Source organism: Arsukibacterium ikkense, from assembly GCF_000987775.1.
In the GTDB taxonomy this organism is placed as follows: domain Bacteria; phylum Pseudomonadota; class Gammaproteobacteria; order Enterobacterales; family Alteromonadaceae; genus Alishewanella; species Alishewanella ikkense.
Genome location: NZ_LAHO01000004.1, coordinates 153,444 through 166,116, shown reverse-complemented (window position 1 = coordinate 166,116; position 12,673 = coordinate 153,444). Strand labels below are relative to the sequence as shown.

The window sequence follows — 12,673 nt, the reverse complement described above, 5'->3', positions numbered from 1 at the left end:
CTAAAAACCGATTACACTGCCAGTCACCTGCACTAATGTGGTGCAACAGAGGTGGCAGTGTGACAACCCAAAGCAAACGACCTGATTTTATTGCCCTTGCCGGGCAGCTCACCACAGCAGTGCTGCTGCTTGACAGCGATTTGATGCTGCGCTATTTCAATACTGCCTGTTGTGCAGTGTTGGGTTTAGGTGAGAAACGTTTAACAGCACAATATTTTCCGGGGTTGTTTCAACATCTGGACATTAAAGCCAGTCATTTAACAGCAGCCCTTGCCAGTAAACAGGGCTTTAGTGTCAGTGATGTGCAGGCGGTGCTGCTTGATGGCAGACACATGCTACTGGATATTGCCCTGACCGTGAGTGAACAACCCGCTGATCATCTGTTGCTTGAACTGCGCCAGGTTGATCAACAGCGGAAGATCAGCATGGAAAGTCTGCAGCAACACCAGCATCTGGCTGCCCGCGAGCTTATTCGCGGCCTGGCTCATGAAATCAAAAACCCGTTAGGTGGCCTGCGCGGAGCGGCACAACTACTGGAAGAATCGCTGGATGATGAGCAAAAAGAATATACTCAGTTAATTATCGCCCAGGCCGACCGCTTGCGTAATCTGGTCGACCGCTTACTGGGGCCCTACCGGCCGCCGCAGAAAGTCAGCGCTAACCTGCACCAGGTAGTAGAACAGGTGTTACAACTGGCACAAATGGACAATCCGGGTAAGGCCCGTTTTAGTCGCGACTATGACCCCAGCATTCCTGACTTCAGCTTTGACCCTGAACTACTGGAGCAAGCGTTGCTCAACATCGTGCGCAATGCCCAGCAAGTGCTGGCCGACGAAGGTGCGATTTGCCTGCAAAGTCGGATTTTGCATCAACATACCCTTAATGGTAAACGCTACAAACTGGTGGCTTTTATTAAGGTGATCGACAACGGCCCCGGCATTCCGCCCGACATTAAAGATACCTTATTTTACCCAATGGTCAGCGGCAAAGCCGGTGGCACTGGCCTTGGCCTGTCCATTGCCCAAACCCTTATTCATCAACATGGTGGTTGGATAGACTGTGACAGCTGGCCTGGCCAAACTGAATTTACATTATATTTGCCTATCTCAGACACGGAGGATTAACGCGATGAGTGATACCGTCTGGATTATCGACGACGACAACTCAATACGCTGGGTGTTAGAAAAGGCGCTGGCCCGAGCAGACATTCAGTGCGAAAGCTTTGCCTCGGCAGACTTAATGCTACAACGACTGGAATATGAACAACCTGCGGTAGTGGTATCCGATATCAGAATGCCTGGCACTGATGGCATGGCCCTTCTGGCCAAACTGCAAACATTGGCGCCGGAACTGCCGGTTATTATTATGACAGCGCACTCGGATCTGGATAGTGCGGTTAATGCTTTTAAACGTGGTGCCTTCGAATATCTGCCAAAACCCTTTGACGTGAATGATGCCGTAGCCTTGATCAGCCGCGCCTTACAGCATAGCCACAGCCAGCAGGCCAAACAAAAGCCGCAGGTTGTCAGCATTACGCCGGAAATTATTGGTGAAGCCCCGGCGATGCAGGAGGTGTTCCGGGCCATTGGCCGGCTGGCCCGCTCCAGTATCAGTGTATTAATTAATGGCCAGTCCGGTACCGGCAAAGAACTGGTCGCCCGGGCACTGCACAAACATAGCCCGCGTTCAGAGCAGCCTTTTATTGCGCTGAACATGGCGGCCATTCCAAAAGATCTGATTGAATCAGAGCTGTTTGGCCATGAAAAAGGCGCTTTTACCGGCGCCAATAATTTGCGCAAAGGCCGCTTTGAACAAGCCGATGGCGGTACCTTATTTTTAGATGAAATTGGTGATATGCCGCTGGATGTGCAAACCCGTTTACTGCGGGTGCTGGCGGATGGTCAGTTTTACCGGGTCGGCGGCCATCAGGCGGTGACTGTCGATGTCAGGATCATCGCCGCCACGCACCAAAACCTGGAGCAACTGGCGCAGGATGGCAAGTTCCGGGAAGATTTATTCCATCGGTTGAATGTGATCCGGGTGCATTTGCCCCCCTTGAAAGACCGCAAGCAGGATATTGCTAAACTGGCTCAGCACTTTTTGCAGCAAGCCGCCAAAGAGTTAAATGTAGAAGCAAAAACCCTGAGCAAAGAAGCCGAGCAGTTTTTAAGCCTGCTGGACTGGCCCGGCAATGTTCGGCAACTGGAAAACAGCTGTCGTTGGCTCACCGTGATGGCCAGTGGCAAACATATTGTGGTAGCCGACATGCCGCCAGAACTCTCACAGCCGGCAAAAAGCAACCTGAAAAATAGCGCCGAGGTAAACGGTGACTGGCAAAGCCAGCTGGCCAGTTGGGTGGAAGACAAGCTGGCTGCCGGAGAGCAGAATATTCTGGCAGAAGCCAGCCCGGCTTTCGAGCGCATTGTGTTGCAGCAGGCACTGCACTTTACCCGCGGCCACAAACAGGAAGCGGCCCGCTGTCTAGGCTGGGGCCGCAATACCTTGACACGTAAACTCAAAGAGCTGGATATCGAATAACCGTATCAGCTTGGCGTGGCTTGCCGTTTTAGCTGCCATTTTTGTTTATGATGTTGCTGCTGGTTTACCATTTGCTCGCGCTGCTCTGAAGTCAGTAGCTGGTAAACCTGGTGGCGTAATTTTAACTGAGCAACTCGCTGAGCCAGCTGTTGCTGCTGTTGACGTTGCACCAGTTCGGTGACAGCAGTCTCATCAAAATAATCAGCTTGCAACATCTGGCGCAGCGCCCCGCGCTCGGCGTTGGCACGCTGGCGTTTCGGTTGTTCAGCCCGGTGCTCGGCAATCAGTTGTTGTAGCTGCCGTTGCTGTTCGCTGCTAAGTTCAATACCTGCAAGCATTTTCTGTGATATATAACCAGCACCTTGCATCTGATAAGACTTGCCTGCCCTTTCAGGCTTGCTATGATGCCCGGCGATGGCATTACTGCTTAGCAGCATCAGGCAGGCGGCCGTTAACATTACTATCGTTGCTTTCATCATTTATACTCCGTGGTTATGACCTGTACAGCATAACGCCTGAAATGCAAAGCAACGCAAAGCGCAGGTAAAGGTTCAGTAAAGACGGTGCCAGCCATGCTGACTCTGGATACACTGCACAAAAAGGAGAGCTTATGGCTGCAATCTTAATGATTGATGACGATATTGAATTGTGTCAGCTGGTTGCTGATTATCTGGCAATGGATGGCTATCAGTTCGATATGGTACATGATGGAGTCAGTGGGCTGGCCCAGGCAAAAAGTGGGCAGTATCAGCTGATCCTGCTGGATGTGATGCTGCCCGGCATGGACGGGCTTAGCTTGTTAAAGGCATTACGCCACGATAACAATTGCCCGGTGTTGATGCTGACCGCCCGAGGTGAAGATATCGACCGGATAGTCGGGCTGGAGCTGGGTGCCGATGACTATTTAGCCAAACCGTTTAACCCGCGTGAATTACAAGCCCGGGTTAAGGCTATCTTGCGCCGGGTAGAGCTGGCACAACACGACACTAATCAGCCAATGTCGCCGTTAATACTGAATCAGGTGGAATTAAACCCACAAAACCGCCAGGTGCGCTGTCAGCAACAGCCAGTTAGCCTGACCGCAACCGAGTTTCAGTTGCTGGAGATACTAATGCGCCATGCCGGACAAATAGTCAGTAAAGAAACCCTCAGCCAGCAAGTGCTGGGTCGGCGTTTGCAGTTGTATGATCGAAGCCTGGATATGCATATCAGTAATATCCGCAAAAAATTGCACCCGTTCACTGCAGATGAAAAAATTCAAACACTGCGCGGTAGTGGCTATCTATTTCTGACAGGAACTCATTAATGCTGCGCTGGTTAAACCCTTTTAATTCACTGGCCGGCAGGATTTTCGTCTGGTTCTGGCTGGTGCTGATTTTAACGGTCATGTTAACCCTGTTGATTTCCCGCAGCCTGAGCGAACCAACCGAAATCCGCCGTCTACCCACCTCTATCACTAAACAATTGCACAGCCAGTTAGCTGCGCTGGCAGAGAGCCAGGATAGCGCCAGTTTGTTAGCGCAACTGGCGCAAGATAAACGCAGCCGCTGGCTGGTTGTCAATAATAGCGATCAGCAATTGCTTAATCCGGAAATCCTGCCTGCCCGTTTCGATCCAAACTGGTTAACTGAATTGGCGCAACTGAACCGGCCTCGGTTGCTGCGCCATCGTAATGTTTATCTGGCGGGGCCTTTTGTGATTGATATTGCAGGCCAGCAGCTGGCTCTTTATCAGCAACGGCAACGGCCACCGCAGCAATGGTGGAGCCTGCGGGCGCTGTCAGAGCCAGTGTTAATATTACTGTTATTGGCCATTTCGGCTACCGCCAGCTTTATTCTGGCTATCTCTATCTCAAAACCACTGCGCGAATTGTTGCAACAAAATCTGGCTTTTGCTTCTGGCAAACTGGAAAGCCGGGTGAGCAAATTGGCAAGGCGGCGCGATGAGTTGGGTCAGCTGGGTCGTAGCTTCAACACCATGGCTGAACGGATCAGTAACTTATTGCAAAATCAGCAACGCTTACTGCGCGATATTTCGCATGAATTACGCTCGCCGCTGACCCGCGCTCAGTTAGCGCTGGGGTTGACTGAACAACAGCAGAATCTGCAACAACTCCCCAGGTTAAAACAAGAACTGGAGCGGATAGATGTAATGCTGGACGAGTTACTGACGTTTAGCCGACTGGATGCCGGGCAATATCAACTGGATATCGAATCCTGTGAACTGAGTACCATGATCAACGAGTTGCTGGAACTGAACCGGGTTGAATCTGATGCCAAACAACAACAGCTGCTACTGGCGGCTCCCGGCGAAGTATGGCTGGATGCTGATGGCCGGCTGCTCAGTCGGGCTATCGAAAATATCCTGCGTAATGCCATAAAATACAGCCCCTTGCACAGTACCATTCAACTGAGCATTCAGCAGCAACCGCAAGCTGTACTGTTGCAGGTTTGTGATCAGGGACCTGGCCTGCCGGAGGCTGAGCTCGCGGCAGTATTTCAGCCATTCTACCGGGTCAGTGATAGCCGGACGCAACAAACCGGCGGCACAGGTCTGGGACTGGCTATCGTTGCACAGATAGTGCGCCAGCATAACGGCCGCGTGCAGGCAATAAATGCTGAACCTGGTTTATGTGTGCAAGTATGGCTACCCATAACCGCTTCGCCAGAGGAGCACCAACCAACATGATGCCCCCCTTAGTGGCCAATATGGCCGAAGCGTCTCTTAATGCCCGCTGGCAACAGCAGCTGCTGCCGTTATGGCTAAGCTTTGAACATGGTCATTTGTATAGCAGCGACCAAACCCGTCTCAGCTATAGTTATTACCTGACCGGCAACAAGGCGCAGGCGGTCGTTATCAGCACGGGCCGCATGGAGATGGCGGTAAAGTACATTGAGTTGATGCAGGAGTTTATCGCTGCTGGCTACAGCGTTTTTATTCTCGACCATCGCGGCCAGGGGTTGTCAGCACGCTTACACACTGATCCACATCTGGGTTATGTCGCAGACTTTCAGGATTACGTCACGGATTTCAAACAATTTGTTACTCAGATAGTCGAGCCTTTTGGCCATCAGCAACACCTGCTACTGGCGCACTCAATGGGCGCTGCTATAAGCTGTCGCTATTTACAGCAGTATCCGCATCCTTTTGCAGCGGCAATATTTTGCTCACCCATGTTTGGCATCCGCACTGGCAAAATACCTTCACGTTTTACCAGCCAACTGGTAGCTGGCTATGGTTGGCTCAGAACCAAGCTGAAACGAAGCGCCAAGCAGTATTTCCCCGGACAAAGCCACTATCTGGAAAAGCCCTTTGCTGACAATAGAATCACCCATAGCCATGCACGCTATCAGTGGATTGGGCAGCTGTACCAGCGCTACCCTGCAGCTCAGCTTGGTGGCGTCAGCTGGGGCTGGTTAACTCAGGCCATCATAACAATGGCATTGATCCAACAACAAGCAGCTGCATTTAATATACCGGTATTACTGCTGCAGGCCGCAGATGATCTGATTGTCAGCAACAGCGCGCAAAACAGCTGGTTTAGCCACCTGCCTGCTACCTTATATAAACAGCAGACCACTGTGGCTGGCGCACACCATGAAATCTGGCTGGAGCAGGATGCCATCCGCCAGCAGGCTGTAACGGCGGTCAATACGTTTTTGGCAGGCCTTACTTCATAACCTGTATTGCTTTATCCAGGTTAAACGCCACCGGCAAAATCATGTTGCCGCCAGGCTTCGTAACACACAATTGCCACAGTGTTTGCCAGGTTCAGGCTGCGCGCCCCGGGTTGCATCGGCAGCCGCAACCGCAACTCAGGTGCAAGACTGTCGCGAACTGTCTCGGGTAAACCAGCAGTTTCTGAACCGAACAATAAGATATCATCTGCTTGAAACCGCTGCTGTTGATACGGTTTACTGCCTTTAGTGGTTAGGGCAAGGATGCGCTTACCTGCCATCGCGGCGCTAAAAGCAGCATAGTCAGGGTATCGGCTTACATTGGCTAAATCGTGATAATCCAGCCCGGCACGGCGCAGCTTCTTTTCTTCAAAATCAAACCCCATCGGTTCAATAATATGTAGCTTGCAGCCAGTATTTGCCGCAAGACGAATAATATTGCCGGTATTAGGCGCTATTTTCGGTTCAAATAATGCAATATGAAACATAAGGGACACGCCAGCTCAGCAAAAGGGCTTAATTTACACCTTGTACCCGCCGAGCGAAAGATGTTAATTACCCTGCGCTGGTGAAATTATCAGCATTTAATTTGCTTAAAGGTGGCAAGGCCAGCTATATTTAGGCGGTATTATGTATATTACAAGGACGTTTCTGGTATGCCACTTATAGGTTGGCTGTGTTTTTTCGCCCTATTGCTGGCCTTTACGGCTCAGGCAGCTGTCACTAATGGGCTGTCTGCTAATCCTTTTTCTGCACTGCTAGTGGCATTTTCTACGGGTGTTATTATTGCAGGTGTTATTGGCTGGTGGCGCTTACAGCAGCAAATGAATAACCAGCGACAGCAAAAAACCGCCTTACGCCAACTGCTGACGGATACCAATGCGCTGGTCGCCGTGTTAGACGACGATTGCCAGCTGTTACTGGCCAGTAGCCCGCTATTGCAACTCACGCAGCAACATAATCTTTGTCACAATATGTACTTTGATGCCACAGCCAGGCAAGCGGCCTGGCCGGATATTCAGCGCGTGTTGCAACAACAGCAAAGCTGGCAGGGTGAAGTGTGGTGGCAGTTCAAACAAGACTTACTGGCCGTTAGCTTAACCATTACCCAAAGCGAGAATAATGCCTGGCCGGCCGCACGCTATTTGTTGGTAGCTCAGGATATTACCGAACGTAAAAGAGCAGATCAACAACAGCTGAATAACCTTACTCATGACCCCTTAACCAACTTACCTAACCGGGTGATGCTGGTCGAGCAACTGGCAAATAACATTGCCTGTTGCACACCGCTGTTTCCGACGACAGCCCTGCTTCTGATTAAAATCACCTCATTACTCCAGCACGGATCGCCTGCTGTACAGCAAAATAGTGCCGAGCGAATAGCCGATACTGCCAGGGCCCTGCGTCAGGCAATTGCGCCGCAATTTACCATTGCACGCTACAGCTCAGACAGCTTTGCTATTTTGGTAGCACCCCATTTGTGTCACCCTCCGCCAGCACTGAGCCTGAACCAGCTTGCTCATCAGGTTTTTCTGCTGCTCAGTCAGCTTAATATCTCCGGCGACTCTGGCCAGGTGTATGCCAGTATTGGCGTCAGTCATTTTCCTTTGGATGGAGCAGACCCGCAAACCATTATGCATAGCGCTGAACGGGCAGTGCAAACAGCAGCGAAAGTGAGCGCGAATAACTTCTGCTTTGCTGACAGCAAATCGCAACAACAGGCCACCGAGTACTTAACACTCCAAGCTGAACTGAGTAACAGTCTGGAACAAGATGACTTTATTGTTTATTTCCAACCCCAGCTGAGCATCAGTAGTAACAGGGTTGTGGGTTATGAAGCCCTACTGCGCTGGCATAATCCAAAACGGGGAATCATGTTGCCACACAGCTTTCTGGCGCTGGCAGAACAAAGCAGTATGATAGTGGCGTTAGATCGTAAAGTATTTCGCCAGTGCTGCCAGCAGGTACAGCACTGGTTAAAAACCGACCAACTGCGCGGCCGGCTAGCATTGAATATTTCAGAGCAACATTTTCAGCAAGCTGATTTTATCGATTACCTCAGCAACTGCCTGGAGCAACATAAGCAACAAGCCAGCCATTTTACCCTGGAACTGGATCAGCGCATTTTTCAGCAAAGCACAGCAGAACTATCCACTAAGCTTAGTAAGTTACGTGAGCTTGGTTTTGCGCTGTTAATGGATAATTTTGGCGATGGCATTTCATCATTAACAGCGTTACGTGAGTTACCATTGGATGCGGTAAAAATTGCCCGCAGTTTAATTAATCAGATGGAGCAGAAAGAGCAACAACGCAACATCACCGCCAGCTTGATTCGATTGGCCGGATACTTACAGCTGGAAGTTACTGCCAGTGGTATCGATAGCGAAATGCAGGCTTACCTGTTACATGTAATGGGTTGTGATAAATTACAGGGCAATCTTTTCAGCAAGGCGCTGCCAGCCAGTGAAATACCGGCACTGCTGGCAAGAGAAAGTAAATTATTGAAAAAAGCGGCTAACTAACTTCATCGCGTTTTTCCCGACCGAGTAGATCAACTGCAGCCAGCTTAACGTCTTTATGCTGGTACAGCACCTGGTATATTTGCTCGCAGATAGGCATTTCAATACCAACACGCTGAGCCAGGTTAAATACTTCTTTGGCGTTGCGATAACCCTCTACTACCTGGCCAATGCTTGCCATTGCCTCGTCTACAGACTTACCCTGCCCCAAAAACAACCCGAAACGACGGTTTCTGGACTGATTATCAGTGCAGGTAAGCACTAAATCACCTAAGCCAGCCATGCCCATAAAGGTATCTTTCTGGGCACCGAGCGCACAACCTAGCCGGCTCATCTCAGCCAGGCCCCGGGTAATCAATGCCGTTCTGGCGTTGGCACCAAAGCCAATACCGTCTGCCATGCCGGCGCCAATGGCAATCACATTTTTTACGGCGCCGCCCAACTGTACGCCGATAAAGTCGGGGTTGGTATAAACCCGAAAACTTTTCGCACAGTGCAGCAAATCAGACAGTTGCTTAATAAAGTCCTGATCTACCGACGACAGGGTTATTGCTGTAGGCATACCCGCTGCCATCTCTTTAGCAAAGGTGGGGCCCGACAACACCGCCAGCGCAACGTCTTCGCCCAAAATATCGCGGGCGACGTCTTGTAATAAGCGACCGCTTTCCGGCTCCAGGCCTTTGGTGGCCCAGGCTACTCTGGCATTGGAATTTAGCAGAGGTTTAATTTGTTTTAAGGTATCTGCGAATGCATGACTGGGCACCACCAGCAGTATATCGCGGCTACTTTGCACCACAGCAGCTAAATCCGCACTCACGCTCAGGCTTTCTGGTAAGCGGATATCAGGCAGATACTTTTGATTGCAGCGCTGTTGCTGCATCTGTTCAATGTCTTGGTTGTTACGACCCCATAAATTAATAGCGTTGCCATTGCGGGCAAGACAAATAGCAAGGGCGGTGCCATAAGACCCCGCCCCTAACACGGCAATTGCGGCGCTATCCATTGAATTAAGCGTCAGCTTTTACGGCCTGGCCTTCGGCCTGACGTTTTTGCAAGTACTGGGCAAATAAGGCATCGAAATTCACGGGCGCCAGATTCAGCTGCGGGAAAGTACCACGGTTAACCAGGCTTGATACTGCTTCACGGGCATACGGGAACAAAATATTCGGGCAAAACGCCGCTAACATGTGCGCCAGCTGGGTTTCTTCCAGCTCACCAATTGAGAAAATACCGGCCTGCTGTACTTCACACAAAAATGCGGTTTCTTCACCAACCATAGTAGTGACGGTAAGAGACAACGTGACCTGATAAACCCCGTCTTCTACTTTTTCGCTGCGAGTATCTAAATCCAGTTTAACTTCCGGCTTCCATTCTTTGCGAAAAATTGCCGGGGCGTTTGGCGCTTCAAAAGAAATGTCTTTGACAAAAATGCGCTGAATAGCAAATTGTAAGCCCTGTGCTTGTTGCTCGTTTGCAACACCGTTTGCCTGTTGTTCGGCCATGAATAATTCCTAATTTAAGTTATGCAGTTAACAGTGAATCGAGTTTGCCGGCTGAATACAGCGCGAACATATCATCGCATCCACCAATGTGGGTCGTACCGATAAAAATTTGCGGTACGGTTGAACGGCCGTTGGCTTTTTCAATCATTTCAGCCCGGCGCTCTGGCTGCTCATCAATTTTCACTTCCTGATAAGCCACCTGTTCTTGATCCAGTAACGACTTAGCGCGAACACAATAAGGACAATAGGCCTTGGTGTAAATGACTACTTCTGCCATGTTTACCTCTTTATCTTAACTACCGGCAAGCTGGCACTGGTCCAGGCTCCCATTCCACCCTGTAATACGGCGACCTTGGTAAATCCTTGCTTTGTCAACGCGGCTGCACTTTTCTGTGCGCTGACTCCCGCCTGGCATACCACAATAATGGGAGCATCTTTTTGCTTTTCAAGCCCCGCCAATTTTTGCTCAGTAATTTGGCTGGCTGATAATTGACGAGCACCGGCAATATGGCCCTTCTTAAAATCGTCTTCACTGCGAATATCCAGCACCACACCGTCCTGACGATTTACCAGCATGGTTAATTCGGTTGGTGATATCTGTTTAATGGCTGAAAAACGGGCTTTTAACCATCCGCCGATAATCAGAAAAACAATAATAACCCAGGCCAAACTCAGCAAAGGGTGATTTGTGACAAACTCAATATACTGCGCCATAGCGATCAATTCTTACTCTGAACCAATTAAAGTGGCCTGAGTATAACGATTTTGTTCTAAGAAAGCAGCCCTAAAACGGCCAATCCGGACTGGAGAAAGTTAGAAAAAGCGGTAAGATACTCCTCTTGCTTAAATGTTCTGTTAAATCAAAACCGGAGTCAGTATGAGTCATCCCAAAAAGCCCCTAGTGTTATTAATTCTTGATGGCTGGGGATATCGCGAACAAACTGACAACAACGCTATAGCTCAGGCCAATACCCCCGTTATGGATAAGCTGTGGCAGGAGTACCCACACAGTTTAATCTCAGGTTCAGGTCTTGATGTTGGCCTGCCTGATGGTCAGATGGGGAACTCCGAAGTTGGCCATGTTAACCTCGGGTCAGGCCGTGTGGTGTATCAGGATTTCACCCGGATAACCAAAGCGATTGCCGATGGCGACTTTTTCCAGAATCCAACCTTAGTCAGCGCCGTAGCAAAAGCCAACAGTCTGGGCAAAGCTGTACATATTATGGGCTTATTGTCCGATGGCGGCGTGCATAGCCATGAAGACCATATCCTGGCGATGATTAAACTGGCCGAGCAACAAGGCGCCAGCCCGATTTATCTGCATGCATTTTTAGATGGCCGCGATACGCCACCACGGAGCGCAGAAACATCGCTAACCAAAATTCAGCAACACTTTGCCAGGACCGGCTCCGGCCAGATTGCCTCAGTAATAGGCCGCTACTTTGCCATGGATCGTGACAAACGCTGGGACAGAGTACAGCAAGCGTACGACTTACTGGTTCAGGGTAAGGCGAAATACAACGCCGCTGATGCGCTAACGGCATTGCATAATGCTTATCAGCGTGACGAGAATGATGAATTTGTGCAGGCCACTGCAATTGTCGGCAGTAACGGCCAGCCGGTGCAGATGCACGATGGCGACGCCTTAATATTTATGAACTTTCGGGCCGACCGGGCCCGCCAATTCAGCCGCGCCTTTGTCGACCCGGATTTTGATGGTTTTAGCCGGCAACACCAGCCAAAACTCAGCAGTTTTGTGATGCTGACTGAATATGCAGCAGATATTAATGCCCCCTGTGCTTACCCGCCCCAGGCTCTGAATAATGTGCTGGGTGAATGGCTGGCGAAGCACAATAAAACCCAGTTGCGCATTTCAGAAACAGAAAAGTATGCCCATGTCACGTTCTTCTTTAGTGGTGGCCGTGAAACCGAGTTTGCTGGCGAAAGTCGGATTTTAGTGCCTTCACCAGCTGTTGCCACCTACGATTTACAACCGGAAATGAGTTCTGCCGAACTGACGGACAAACTGGTCGCTGCCATTCATAGCGGTGACTATGATGTGATAATTTGCAACTATCCCAATGGCGATATGGTTGGCCATACCGGCATTATGGCAGCTGCTGTTCAAGCTGTAGAAGCAGTCGATCACTGTGTTGGCCGCGTTGTTGCTGCTTTGCAGCAGGTAGGTGGCGAGTGCTTGATAACTGCCGATCACGGTAACGTTGAAATGATGCAGGATGTCAGTTCAGGTCAGGCGCATACCGCTCACACCAGTGGCCCGGTGCCACTGATTTACGTTGGCCGGCCCGCCACCGCGATTGCTGGCGGTATTTTAAGTGATATCGCGCCCACTATGCTACAGCTGCTAGGCCTGCCAAAACCGCCAGAAATGACCGGTAAAGTCCTGATGCAGCTGCAACAAGATTAACCGGGCCCT

13 protein-coding genes are annotated in these 12,673 nt (G+C 50.3%); 7 read left to right on the top strand and 6 right to left on the bottom strand.

Features of this window, described 5'->3' with window-relative positions; all coding sequences use genetic code 11:
• Positions 1–59: 59 nt before the first annotated feature.
• Both glnL and glnG read left to right on the top strand, forming a co-directional pair.
• Positions 60–1,124: a nitrogen regulation protein NR(II) gene (gene glnL / locus WG68_RS06210; RefSeq protein ID WP_083981813.1), complete on the top strand. Its 1,065-nt coding sequence runs from the start codon at positions 60–62 to the stop codon at positions 1,122–1,124.
• Between the two features lie 4 nt (positions 1,125–1,128).
• Complete coding sequence (gene glnG, locus WG68_RS06205; RefSeq protein ID WP_046556797.1) at positions 1,129–2,538, top strand: nitrogen regulation protein NR(I); 1,410 nt, start codon at positions 1,129–1,131, stop codon at positions 2,536–2,538.
• Positions 2,539–2,543: 5 nt separating this feature from the next.
• Here glnG and WG68_RS06200 read toward each other — a convergent pair whose 3' ends face one another.
• On the bottom strand, positions 2,544–3,017 hold the full coding sequence (locus WG68_RS06200; protein ID WP_083981809.1) for a Spy/CpxP family protein refolding chaperone: 474 nt from the start codon (positions 3,015–3,017) through the stop codon (positions 2,544–2,546).
• Between the two features lie 131 nt (positions 3,018–3,148).
• On the opposite strand from WG68_RS06200, the gene WG68_RS06195 reads away from it, so the two are divergent.
• From WG68_RS06195 to WG68_RS06185, 3 genes are read left to right on the top strand one after another with little or no spacing between them, the layout of a single operon-like run.
• A complete protein-coding gene (locus WG68_RS06195) occupies positions 3,149–3,844 on the top strand; it encodes a response regulator transcription factor (RefSeq protein ID WP_046556795.1) in 696 nt (231 codons plus the stop codon).
• The gene (locus WG68_RS06190; RefSeq protein ID WP_152663042.1) at positions 3,844–5,226 is read left to right on the top strand and encodes an ATP-binding protein; all 1,383 of its coding nucleotides are present in this window, start codon (positions 3,844–3,846) and stop codon (positions 5,224–5,226) included. Before WG68_RS06195 ends, WG68_RS06190 begins: the two co-directional genes overlap by 1 nt.
• Complete coding sequence (locus WG68_RS06185) at positions 5,223–6,218, top strand: alpha/beta fold hydrolase (RefSeq protein ID WP_052748986.1); 996 nt, start codon at positions 5,223–5,225, stop codon at positions 6,216–6,218. Before WG68_RS06190 ends, WG68_RS06185 begins: the two co-directional genes overlap by 4 nt.
• A 20-nt stretch (positions 6,219–6,238) precedes the next feature.
• On the opposite strand, the gene WG68_RS06180 is transcribed toward WG68_RS06185, so the two are convergent.
• Entirely contained in the window at positions 6,239–6,703 is a 465-nt protein-coding gene (locus tag WG68_RS06180) for a tRNA (cytidine(34)-2'-O)-methyltransferase (RefSeq protein ID WP_046556794.1), read from the bottom strand.
• A gap of 168 nt (positions 6,704–6,871) precedes the next feature.
• On the opposite strand from WG68_RS06180, the gene WG68_RS06175 reads away from it, so the two are divergent.
• Complete coding sequence (locus WG68_RS06175; protein ID WP_046556793.1) at positions 6,872–8,737, top strand: putative bifunctional diguanylate cyclase/phosphodiesterase; 1,866 nt, start codon at positions 6,872–6,874, stop codon at positions 8,735–8,737.
• Here WG68_RS06175 and gpsA read toward each other — a convergent pair.
• The 4 genes from gpsA to WG68_RS06155 are packed head-to-tail and all read right to left on the bottom strand — an operon-like array spanning position 8,730 to position 10,950.
• On the bottom strand, positions 8,730–9,737 hold the full coding sequence (gpsA, locus tag WG68_RS06170; RefSeq protein WP_046556792.1) for an NAD(P)H-dependent glycerol-3-phosphate dehydrogenase: 1,008 nt from the start codon (positions 9,735–9,737) through the stop codon (positions 8,730–8,732). The genes WG68_RS06175 and gpsA overlap by 8 nt on opposite strands.
• A gap of 4 nt (positions 9,738–9,741) precedes the next feature.
• Positions 9,742–10,236 carry a protein-export chaperone SecB gene (secB, locus tag WG68_RS06165; RefSeq protein ID WP_046556791.1) on the bottom strand — a complete coding sequence of 165 codons (495 nt, stop codon included), beginning with the start codon at positions 10,234–10,236 and terminating at the stop codon, positions 9,742–9,744.
• A gap of 19 nt (positions 10,237–10,255) precedes the next feature.
• Positions 10,256–10,513, bottom strand: coding sequence for a glutaredoxin 3 (gene grxC, locus WG68_RS06160; protein WP_046556790.1), 258 nt, complete (start codon positions 10,511–10,513; stop codon positions 10,256–10,258).
• Between the two features lie 2 nt (positions 10,514–10,515).
• Positions 10,516–10,950, bottom strand: a complete 435-nt coding sequence (locus tag WG68_RS06155) for a rhodanese-like domain-containing protein (protein WP_046556789.1) — start codon at positions 10,948–10,950, stop codon at positions 10,516–10,518.
• 163 nt (positions 10,951–11,113) lie between these two features.
• Here WG68_RS06155 and gpmM point away from each other — a divergent pair, with 163 nt between their 5' ends.
• Positions 11,114–12,664, top strand: a complete 1,551-nt coding sequence (gene gpmM, locus WG68_RS06150; RefSeq protein WP_046556788.1) for a 2,3-bisphosphoglycerate-independent phosphoglycerate mutase — start codon at positions 11,114–11,116, stop codon at positions 12,662–12,664.
• Positions 12,665–12,673 lie beyond the last annotated feature (9 nt).

Bases quoted from the DNA above. Each gene is read 5' to 3' on its own strand.
- glnG (WP_046556797.1), top strand. From the start codon at position 1,129: ATGAGTGATACCGTCTGGATTATCGACGACGACAACTCAATACGCTGG.
- WG68_RS06200 (WP_083981809.1), bottom strand. From the start codon at position 3,017: ATGATGAAAGCAACGATAGTAATGTTAACGGCCGCCTGCCTGATGCTG.
- WG68_RS06195 (WP_046556795.1), top strand. From the start codon at position 3,149: ATGGCTGCAATCTTAATGATTGATGACGATATTGAATTGTGTCAGCTG.
- WG68_RS06190 (WP_152663042.1), top strand. From the start codon at position 3,844: ATGCTGCGCTGGTTAAACCCTTTTAATTCACTGGCCGGCAGGATTTTC.
- WG68_RS06185 (WP_052748986.1), top strand. From the start codon at position 5,223: ATGATGCCCCCCTTAGTGGCCAATATGGCCGAAGCGTCTCTTAATGCC.
- WG68_RS06180 (WP_046556794.1), bottom strand. From the start codon at position 6,703: ATGTTTCATATTGCATTATTTGAACCGAAAATAGCGCCTAATACCGGC.
- WG68_RS06175 (WP_046556793.1), top strand. From the start codon at position 6,872: ATGCCACTTATAGGTTGGCTGTGTTTTTTCGCCCTATTGCTGGCCTTT.
- gpsA (WP_046556792.1), bottom strand. From the start codon at position 9,737: ATGGATAGCGCCGCAATTGCCGTGTTAGGGGCGGGGTCTTATGGCACC.
- secB (WP_046556791.1), bottom strand. From the start codon at position 10,236: ATGGCCGAACAACAGGCAAACGGTGTTGCAAACGAGCAACAAGCACAG.
- grxC (WP_046556790.1), bottom strand. From the start codon at position 10,513: ATGGCAGAAGTAGTCATTTACACCAAGGCCTATTGTCCTTATTGTGTT.
- WG68_RS06155 (WP_046556789.1), bottom strand. From the start codon at position 10,950: ATGGCGCAGTATATTGAGTTTGTCACAAATCACCCTTTGCTGAGTTTG.
- gpmM (WP_046556788.1), top strand. From the start codon at position 11,114: ATGAGTCATCCCAAAAAGCCCCTAGTGTTATTAATTCTTGATGGCTGG.